General features: G+C 66.5%; 2 protein-coding genes. One reads left to right on the forward strand and one right to left on the reverse strand.

Going from position 1 to position 2,774, the window contains the following annotated elements:
* Positions 1-86 precede the first annotated feature (86 nt).
* Entirely contained in the window at positions 87-935 is an 849-nt protein-coding gene (locus AC5RWX_RS32060) for a PHP domain-containing protein (RefSeq protein WP_494100217.1), read from the reverse strand.
* A gap of 80 nt (positions 936-1,015) precedes the next feature.
* Here AC5RWX_RS32060 and AC5RWX_RS32065 point away from each other — a divergent pair, with 80 nt between their 5' ends.
* The gene (locus AC5RWX_RS32065) at positions 1,016-2,596 is read left to right on the forward strand and encodes an aminopeptidase P family protein (protein WP_494100218.1); all 1,581 of its coding nucleotides are present in this window, start codon (positions 1,016-1,018) and stop codon (positions 2,594-2,596) included.
* Positions 2,597-2,774: the final 178 nt, after the last annotated feature.

Raw genomic sequence — 2,774 nt, forward strand, 5'->3', positions numbered from 1 at the left:
GGCCATCGACATCATGGCCAAGCGACTGGGGGCCCACGCCGAGTTCACCGCTTTCCCTTCCAACTAGGCAGGGAGGGCGGCCGCGATCAAGGACGCACGACGGCGGTCCCGGTGGCCATGTCCTCAATCCGGGCCAGGACGTCAGGCCCCGTCAGGTTTTCCCCCAGCAGGTTGGGTTTGCCGGTGCCGTGGTAGTCGGACGACCCGGTGATCAGCAGGTCATGCTTCGCGGCGAGCCGGCGCAGGAAATCACGGCCCTCCTCCGGATTGTCGCGGTGGTCGATTTCCAAACCTGCCAAGCCGGCGTCGATCATCTCCTGGTAGACGCTCTCCCCCACGATGCGGCCCCGCGAGGAGGCCACCGGATGGGCAAACACGGGGACGCCTCCTGCCGCACGGACCAGTGCGACGGCGGTGGCAGGGTCCGGCGCGTAATGCTGGATGAAGTAGCGGGACCGGGAGGTGAGGATGGACGCGAACGCCTCCGACCGGTCGTCCACCACGCCGGCGGCCACCAGCGCATCGGCGATATGCGGACGCCCAAGGGTGGCACCCGGAGCCACCTGATGGATGACGTCATCCCAGGTGAGCGGATAGTCCTCGGCGAGGAGGGTGACCATCCGCTCGGCGCGGGTGTGGCGGGCATCCTTGGCTTTGGTGATCTCCTCCAGGAGCCCGGCATGTTCGGGGTCGTGCAGGTAGCTCAGGAGGTGGACACTGATTCCCTGCTCGGTCCGGCAGGAGACCTCCATGCCGGGCACCAGGGCAATGCCGTGCTGTACTGCCGCAGCGGACGCTTCCACCCAGCCCGCGGTGGAATCGTGGTCGGTCAGCGCCACCACGTCCAGCCCGGCGCGCGCGGCGGACGCCATCACGTCGGCGGGTTTCTCCGTGCCGTCGGAGACGTTGGAGTGGGCATGCAGGTCAATCCTCACCTTCCCAGCCTAGTAGACAGCGCATCCCCCCGTTCATGCGGTATTCGCACAAGGCTTCATGCTGGTGAGACGATGGTGCCGTGAACGATGCCGATAACACCCCAGATTCTGCTTCCCAGCCCTTGGAAGAGCGTGTCAACAACCGCTCCCAGCGGCCAAGTTCCGACGCCTTCAAGGCCTTTATGGCCAGCAACTGGGCGCCGTCCAGCCAGGAACTCCCGGCGCGCGACGCCGTCGCCAGCCACGCCGCAACCCGGCGCAAGGCCATTTCCGACCAGTTCAAAGGCGAGCGCCTGGTCATCCCGGCCGGTCCGCTGAAGGTCCGCTCCAACGACTGCGACTACCGCTTCCGCCCGCACTCGGGCTTCGCGCACCTCACCGGGCTTGGCCTTGACCACGAGCCGGACGCCGTCCTGATCCTGGAGCCCGTCGACGAAGGAAAGGGCGACGACGGCGGCAACCACCGCGCCACGCTCTACTTCCGGCCGCTCGCCGGGCGCGATACGGAACAGTTCTATGCCGATTCACGTTCGGGCGAGTTCTGGATCGGTGCCCGTCCTACGCTGGCGGAGTTCGAGGCCCGCCTGGGCCTGGCTACGGCACACATCGACCAGCTCGAGACGGCCATCACCAAGGACGTGGGCGCCCCCGAAATCGGCGGCATCTCCATCCGCCTGGTGCGCAAGGTGGACGAAAACATCGACGCCCTGGTGGACACCGCCCGGTACAACACAGCGAAGGACCCCGACAACCTGGACCTCGCCGTCCTGGACGCCCTCGACGAAAAGCTCAGCGAAGCCCTCTCCGAGCTGCGCCTGCTCAAGGATGAGTGGGAAATCGAGCAGATGAAGCTCGCAGTCGCCGCCACTGTGGAAGGTTTCGAGGAGGTGGTGAAGGCCCTCCCGCGGGCGCTGACGCACGCGCGCGGCGAACGCGTTGTGGAGGGAGCCTTCTTTGCCCGCGCCCGTGAAGTGGGCAACGAGCTGGGCTATGACACCATCGCGGCCTCGGGCAACAACGCCACCGTCCTGCACTGGACCCGCAACACCGGAAAGATCAACGCCGGCGAGCTGCTGTTGCTGGACGCCGGTGTGGAAGCGGACTCGCTGTACACTGCTGACATCACCCGCACGCTGCCCGCTACAGGAGTGTTTTCGGACATCCAGCGCAAGATCTACGAAGCAGTGCTGGACGCCGCAGACGCCGGGTTCGCCGCGGCGCAGCCGGGCACCCGCTTCAGAGACATCCACACCGCCGCCACTACCGCCCTCGCGGAGCGCCTTGCCGAATGGGGCATCCTGCCCGTCAGCGTCGAAGAGGCCATCAGCCCGGAGGGCCAGCAGCACCGCCGCTGGATGCCGCACGGAACCAGCCACCACCTGGGACTCGATGTGCACGACTGTGCGGAGGCCAGACGCGAGCTGTACCTGGACGGGATCCTCACTGAGGGCATGGTGTTCACCATCGAGCCGGGCCTGTACTTCAAGGAAGAGGACCTGGCCATCCCGGCGGAATACCGCGGGATCGGCGTGCGGATCGAGGATGACATCCTGATGACCGCAGCGGGCCCCGTCAACCTGAGTGCTGCGCTGCCGCGCAAGGCAGATGACGTGGAGAACTGGATGGCGGGCATCTACCGCGAAGCCGAGGCCGCAAGCTAGGGACACAAAAAAGCGGGGCCACCGGAATTTTGGAGCGATCCAAAATTCCGGTAGCCCCGCTTTTTGCTTTCGGCTTTTCTGCCCCGACTACTGCCGTGAGTCGTCCGGGCGCTGATCGTCACCAAGGCGCCCGTCCACGGGCCGCTGGCCTGCCGGCTGCCCGTCGTCGGGCAGTCCT

The organism is Arthrobacter sp. SPT-J7 (assembly GCF_059089965.1).